Source organism: Roseicyclus mahoneyensis, assembly GCF_003148775.1.
Taxonomy (GTDB): Bacteria; Pseudomonadota; Alphaproteobacteria; order Rhodobacterales; family Rhodobacteraceae; genus Roseicyclus; species Roseicyclus mahoneyensis.
On the sequence record NZ_QGGW01000001.1, the window covers coordinates 1010955 to 1017227 of the forward strand.

General features: G+C 65.1%; 6 protein-coding genes. 5 read left to right on the forward strand and 1 reads right to left on the reverse strand.

Features of this window, described 5'->3' with window-relative positions:
- Nucleotides 1-324 precede the first annotated feature (324 nt).
- The 3 genes from C7455_RS04930 (at nucleotide 325) to C7455_RS04940 (ending at nucleotide 2393) form a co-directional block, all read left to right on the forward strand.
- On the forward strand, nucleotides 325-684 hold the full coding sequence (locus C7455_RS04930) for a TfoX/Sxy family DNA transformation protein (RefSeq protein WP_109665995.1): 360 nt from the start codon (nucleotides 325-327) through the stop codon (nucleotides 682-684).
- A gap of 173 nt (nucleotides 685-857) precedes the next feature.
- Nucleotides 858-1910 carry a cytochrome-c peroxidase gene (locus C7455_RS04935; protein WP_211315434.1) on the forward strand — a complete coding sequence of 351 codons (1053 nt, stop codon included), beginning with the start codon at nucleotides 858-860 and terminating at the stop codon, nucleotides 1908-1910.
- A gap of 294 nt (nucleotides 1911-2204) precedes the next feature.
- Nucleotides 2205-2393: a hypothetical protein gene (locus tag C7455_RS04940; protein WP_109665997.1), complete on the forward strand. Its 189-nt coding sequence runs from the start codon at nucleotides 2205-2207 to the stop codon at nucleotides 2391-2393.
- Nucleotides 2394-2436: 43 nt separating this feature from the next.
- Here C7455_RS04940 and C7455_RS04945 read toward each other — a convergent pair whose 3' ends face one another.
- Nucleotides 2437-3075: a response regulator gene (locus C7455_RS04945; protein WP_245904214.1), complete on the reverse strand. Its 639-nt coding sequence runs from the start codon at nucleotides 3073-3075 to the stop codon at nucleotides 2437-2439.
- A gap of 283 nt (nucleotides 3076-3358) precedes the next feature.
- Here C7455_RS04945 and C7455_RS04950 point away from each other — a divergent pair, with 283 nt between their 5' ends.
- Together C7455_RS04950 and C7455_RS04955 are read left to right on the forward strand one after the other, a co-directional pair.
- Nucleotides 3359-3841 (forward strand): putative pterin-binding protein, encoded by a 483-nt coding sequence (locus C7455_RS04950; RefSeq protein WP_245904215.1) that lies wholly within the window; start codon nucleotides 3359-3361, stop codon nucleotides 3839-3841.
- Between the two features lie 3 nt (nucleotides 3842-3844).
- Complete coding sequence (locus C7455_RS04955) at nucleotides 3845-6211, forward strand: hybrid sensor histidine kinase/response regulator (protein ID WP_109665999.1); 2367 nt, start codon at nucleotides 3845-3847, stop codon at nucleotides 6209-6211.
- The last annotated feature ends 62 nt before the right edge of the window (nucleotides 6212-6273 follow it).

A 6273-nucleotide genomic window follows, 5' to 3' on the forward strand; every position in this document is an offset into this window, starting at 1 on the left:
CGTGCAGCGGCACATCGAGCGGGTGATCGGACCTAACCCGGTTGCTTGCGTATCTTGCGTTCGGTCCATGCTGGTCCGATGGCCATCCCCAAGCCCGGACAAAGCCGACGGTCTGCCACAGTCCCGCCACATTTCCGGTCCGTATCGGCCACATTTCCCCGGCAGGCTTGTGCAACCACAGGCAAAAGACAGGGGAACCCCGCCATGCCGAGCAGCCCGCAGGCCACACCCGCCCCCGCCCCCGCCAAGGGCGCGAAACCCGAACAGGTGCCGCCAGCACCGATCCGCTTCAAGGATTGGGCCAGCATCTGATATTCTGCGGTCATGACCGACCCGCAGACACCACGCGACGACACCGACCCCGTCACCGCGATCCGCCACATCGGCCCGGCGCAGGCCGAAGCCATGGCACGCGCGGGCATCCTCACCGCGACCGCCCTGCGCCAGATGGGTGCGGATGCCGCCTATCGCGCCATGGTTTCAGCCGGCACCCAGCCCCATTTCATCGGCTATTACGCGCTGCACATGGCCTTGCAGGGCCGCCCGTGGAACGACTGCAAGGGCGATGAGAAGACCGCGCTTCGGGCCCGGTTCGACGCCCTGAAGGCCGACCTTGCGGACCTCGGCGACGATGGCGCGCTGGAACGGTTTCTGGACCAGATCGGCACCGGAAACCGGCGTTGAAAGGACTTGGAGCCTGTCGCCCCCCACGTGGGGCGACAGGCTGCCGCAGCCTGCCGGATCGAAACAGAACGCAATGTTGATCCATGTCAAATATTCGGCCCTCGAAATGATCCATGTCTGGAGTCGTTCCAATTCCGGACGAAAGACGACGCGAGAGTATCGGAGACACGATCATGAGACATGTGACCCTGACAGCCACACTGGCCTTGGCGACCGCGATCGCGGGACCGGTGCTGGCAAATGATGAACTCCGGTCCTATGCCAACGAGTTGTTCGACCCGATCCCGCTGACCACGCCCGATCTGCCCAACAACATCATCACCCGCCCGCGCGTAGATCTGGGCGCGATGCTGTTCTTCGACCCGCGCATGTCGCGCTCGGGCCTGTTCTCGTGCCAGTCGTGCCACAACGTGGGCCTTGGCGGTGTCGACGGCCTCGAGACCTCGATCGGCCATGGCTGGCAACAGGGTCCGCGCAACTCGCCCACGATGTACAACGCCGTCTTCAACATCGCGCAATTCTGGGATGGTCGCGCGGCAAACCTCGCCGAACAGGCGATGGGCCCCGTCCAAGCAGGTGTCGAGATGAACAACACGCCCGAGCGGCTGATCGAGACGCTGAATTCGATGCAGGGCTATGTCGACGCCTTCGCCGAAGCCTTCCCCGGTGAGGCGGACCCGATCACCTTCGAGAATTTCGCCCTCGCCGTCGAAGCCTTCCAGGCCACGCTGACCACGCCCAACTCGCGCTTCGACCAGTTCCTGAACGGTGCCGAAACGCTGACCGAACAGGAAATCCGCGGTCTGAACGCCTTCATCGACCAGGGCTGTGCCGCATGCCATGCCGGCGTCAACATGGGCGGGCAGGATTACTATCCCTTCGGTCTGGTGGAACGCCCCGGTGGCGCCGTGCTGCCCGAAGGCGACCGCGGGCGCTTTACCGTCACGGAAACGGCTGCGGATGATTACGTCTTCCGTGCCGCACCGCTGCGCAACATCGAACTGACCGCCCCCTATTTCCACTCGGGCGTGGTCTGGTCGCTGGAAGAAGCGGTCGCCGTGATGGGCGTGTCGCAGCTGGGGGCCGATCTGACGGATGATGAGGTCGAAGATATCGCGGCCTTCTTGCGGACGCTGACCGGCGAAATCCCGCAGGTGGTGCACCCGACGCTGCCGCCCAGCACCAACACGACGCCGCGCCCCGAACCGATGCAAGGCCGGCCATAGGGTTTCGGCGTCGGCCTCTCTACACCCTCCTCCCGGTGGGTCATGGCAGGCGCCGGACAGGGGGCGCGGGCTTACCTCCCTTCGACCGCGACCCCGACACATCCGAAGGGCCGCCCCCCTGGGGCGGCCCTTTTCCGCGTCTTGCAGGCGACAGTTTGCCGATGCCGCTCCAGCCTCGGGCAAGAGCCGCAGTTTGATGCTTGACGGATACGGCGGCTTGGCGCACTGCCCCATCTGCCCGCGCAACGTCGCAGGGCTTGAGCAGACCCGCACCACACCAGACCAGGCACAGACATGAACACCCCACGACCCGGCGCGCAGATCGGCGCGACCCAATCCTCTCAGACGCAGGTTCAGGCCGGCACCGGTACCACCCCGACCCAGCAGGGCAGCCAGCAGTCCGGTTCAGGCCAGATCCAGCAGACGGGCGCGAACGGCGCCCAGTCGCCCAAGACGCGCTTCACCGACTGGGCCAGCATCTGACACTGGCGGGCGCCGCCTCTGGCGGTGCCATACCGCGCGCGCGTCAGATCAGGGCGCGCTCGCGGCTGATCATCACCGCATGGGCGCGGTTGCGCGCCTCGAGTTTGCGGCAGATGGCGCGCATGTGCATCTTGACCGAAACCTCGCTGATCGCCATGTCGCGGGCGATTTCCTTGTTCGTCAGCCCCTCGGCGGCGCGGCTCAGGACGAAATGTTCCTTTTCCGACAAGGGTGTGTCGCCGCCGCCCGGTCCCGCCTTGCTGTCGACACCCTGCATCGGCACAAAGATCTGACCCGAAGCGATCAACTGGATCACGCTCAGCAACGATTGCAACGGCATGGTCTTGGGGATGAGGCCGCGCACCCCGAATTCCAGCGCGCTGTTAAGGAAATGGCGGTCGACCTGCCCGGTGAAAAGCACGACCCGAGCGGACCCCGCCTTGTCGACCACGTTCTTCACGCTCGACAGCCCGTTCATCCCCGGCATCTTCAGATCGAGCAGGACCACGTCATGCCCGCCCGCCTGCAGCGCGGACATGGTGGTCTCATAGGTCTCCGCGATGGTGACCGAGTATCCCGCCGACGTACGCAGAAGGTTTCCGACCGCCTCGCCGAGCAGGCGATGGTCATCGCCGATCAAGACATTCAGACTGCTTGCGGTATCGGATGACTGTGTCAACATGGCTCTCGTTCACTCCAAAGGTCCTGCGCAGACGTCCAAACGATTCTTCCGGAATGCTGAACGACTATTCGGCATACGGGAGATCGCTTGATCGCACCAAAGGCATCTTGACGATAGTTGCAGCAAAACACTTTAATCTGACAAGTAATCCTTTGCTGCTCTGCATGCGCATGCGGCAAACACCTGTATCCAAATATACACCTCTCTATCTTTCGATAGCAGAAAAAAAACCGTCGGGATGTTTAGGTAGCGGGCGCAGTTCCGCAACCAGCCGAGGTTTTTCATGATTCGACGGAATTTCATCAAGATCGCAGGCGCGGCCAGCGCCGCCGCGCTGCTGGGCGTGCCCGCGCGCGCGGATGAAGTATTGCTTACCATCACAGGCAACGTGACCGATGGGGCGCGCGCCTTCACCGACGCCGACTTGCTGGCGCTGCCGCAGATCAGCTTCGAGACATCGACGATCTGGACCGATGGCGTGCTGCGCTTTTCCGGTCCTTCGGTCGCCTCGGTGCTGGAAGCTGCCGGCGCGGGCCCGGGCGACATCACCTTCGCGGCGGTCAACGACTATGTCGTGTCCATGCCGCGCAACGTGGTCGAGGCCGGGGCGCCGATCATCGCAAACCGCATCGGCGGCGAGCCCTTCAGCCGCCGCGACAAGGGTCCGCTTTGGATCGTGTTCCCCTATGACAGTGACGCGCGGTTCCGGGCCGAAAGCCTCTATGCATATAGCGTGTGGCAACTGGTCGGCCTGACTGTCGGCTGAGGCATGATCCCGGCCGGCCCCAAAGATCCGCTTCGCCCCCGCCCGCTTCGGGGGCAAGCCACGCGGCTTGACCGCGCACGGCTGGGTGGTGTGATCTTGCTTGGCCTGTTGATCCTGTCTTGTGGCGCGCTGATCTTCAGCGCGGCGTCCTTTGACCGGCGCCTGAACGCGGTGCGCGATGCAGACACGGACAATCAGGGCTGGATCGTCTCGCAGCTCGAGGTCGATCACATGTCGCTCGTCATCGCGACGGCGGACGCGCTGGTCAGCGCGTCCGAGGGCGACGGCACTGTGGATGCGGAGGTCTGGCGTGCCATGCAGGCCGAGTTCGACATCCTCTACAGCCGCATCAGCGTGTTCACGGCGGCAATGCGCAATATCGACCTTTCGCCCGAGTTCGAAGCAAGTCTTGCGGCACTTCAGGACGCACGGCGTGATCTGACGACCCGGATCGATCAGCTCACCCCGCAAGATGTCGAGGGGCTGCGCGCCTTTGCCGCCGAATTGCGGCAGCGCGAAACGCTCGTGCGCAGCCTTGTCACCCAAGGCCTGCAGGTGTTTGTGATCGAAGCCCAGATGGCGCGCGAGCGCGAGCGTGAAATCTGGCTGTTTTTCCTCATCGAAACCTTGGTCCTCCTGTCGCTTGTGCTGGTCGCAAGCTTTTTCGCCGTCCGGCTGAGCCGCGCGCTGCAACAGCGCACGATGGAGGCCGAACGCGCCGCCTCGACCATCACCAAGGCCTATGAGGCCTCGCTCAGTGCCGTCGTCGTCACCGATTTCGACGGGCGGGTGCTGCTGTGCAACAAGGCGGCGGAAACCATGTTCCGTCTGCCCATGTCCGAGATCACCGGCATCGACGCCATGCGGCTCGCGCCCGCCCGGCTGCGGCCCGCACTGGGCGCGACCTATGACGAGATGCGCCGCTGCGCCACGCGGCACGCACCTTGCCGGGTATCACGCCGCACGCTGGCGATCCGGTCGAACGGCACCGTGTTTCCGGTCGAACTGGCCCTGACGACTGATACCGACGCCGATGGCATGCCCATCGCCATCGCCTTCGTGCGGGACATCTCGGCGCAGGTGCAGGCCGAAGGTGCCCTGCGCGGGGCCGTGGATGAGGCGCGGCGTGCGGCGGCGGCGAAAAGCATGTTCCTGGCCACGATGAGCCACGAGATGCGGACCCCCCTGCACGGACTGATCGCGGCCCTCGACCTGATCGAACGCGACGGGTTCGATGCCGACAATCTGGCCCTGCTCGATACCGCGCGCGATTGCAGTCAGCGCGCGCTGGCCCAGGTCAACGACGTGCTGCAATTCACCCGCGCCAGCGCCACGCGCGAACCCACGGCACCGTTCCGACCCGCGCGCGTTGTCGATGACGTGATCGGCGAATTGCGCCCCTTCGCCCGCGAGAACGGCAACACCATCACCCTGACCCTGACGGGCCCTTGCAGCGGCGAGCGTGTCATCGGGCATCCGGCCGCCTTTTCGCGGGCGATCTACAACCTTGTGGGCAACGCGGTGAAATTCACCGCCGGGGGCAAGATCACCGTCACCCTCGACTTCTCAGCCCCTTATGACGCGGCCCCCCTGACGCTGCGCGTCTCGGTGGCCGACGATGGGCCGGGCATTGCCAAGAGCGATCAGGAGCGGATCTTTCAGCTGTTCGAGACATCGGCCGAGGCGGGCAGCGCGATCATGGCCGGGACCAGCCCGTCCGGCACCGGGCTGGGCCTGCCCATCACCAAGCTGGCGGTCGAACGGATGGGCGGGCAGATTCATCTCGACAGCACACCGGGACAGGGCAGTTGCTTTTGGTTCGAGATCGTCTTGCCGCGCGCAACGGGCCAAGAGGAAAAGCCCGCAGCGACCCTCCCGCTGGCGGCCGCGCCTGCCGACGCACCGCAGATGCCCGAGGGGCTGGTCTGGGACGTTCTGGTCGTCGACGACAACGAGGTGAACCTGACGTTGATGCTGGAAATGGTGCGCAGGCTTGGCCACCGCACCGCCGCCGCCCGCAACGGACAAGAGGCCGTCACGCAGGCCCGCGCCCGCGCCTTCGACGTGATCTTGATGGATGTCAGCATGCCGGTGATGGACGGGCGCGACGCCACCCGCGCCATCCGCGCCGAGGGCGCGTCGCAAGGCGCGGCGATCGTGGGGGTGACCGCCCTGATCGAGGCGGAAGACCCCGACAGCTTCCGCGATTGCGGCATGGACCGCGCCTTGGTCAAACCGGTGCGTCGTGATACGCTTGCCGCCGCATTGGCCGAGGTTGCGCAGGCGCAGCTCGGACCGGAGCACAGGGCGGAGGACCGAGGAATGGATGACACCGACAACGTCCTAGCTCGGGAACAAAACGCCGTTTAGGGCGTCAGATCACGGGGCATCCGAGCGACCGGATACCTTCTGAATAGTTGCCCAGGCGGGCT

Bases quoted from the DNA above. Each gene is read 5' to 3' on its own strand.
- C7455_RS04930 (WP_109665995.1), top strand. From the start codon at position 325: ATGACCGACCCGCAGACACCACGCGACGACACCGACCCCGTCACCGCG.
- C7455_RS04955 (WP_109665999.1), top strand. From the start codon at position 3,845: ATGATCCCGGCCGGCCCCAAAGATCCGCTTCGCCCCCGCCCGCTTCGG.
- C7455_RS04950 (WP_245904215.1), top strand. From the start codon at position 3,359: ATGATTCGACGGAATTTCATCAAGATCGCAGGCGCGGCCAGCGCCGCC.
- C7455_RS04935 (WP_211315434.1), top strand. From the start codon at position 858: ATGAGACATGTGACCCTGACAGCCACACTGGCCTTGGCGACCGCGATC.
- C7455_RS04945 (WP_245904214.1), bottom strand. From the start codon at position 3,075: ATGTTGACACAGTCATCCGATACCGCAAGCAGTCTGAATGTCTTGATC.
- C7455_RS04940 (WP_109665997.1), top strand. From the start codon at position 2,205: ATGAACACCCCACGACCCGGCGCGCAGATCGGCGCGACCCAATCCTCT.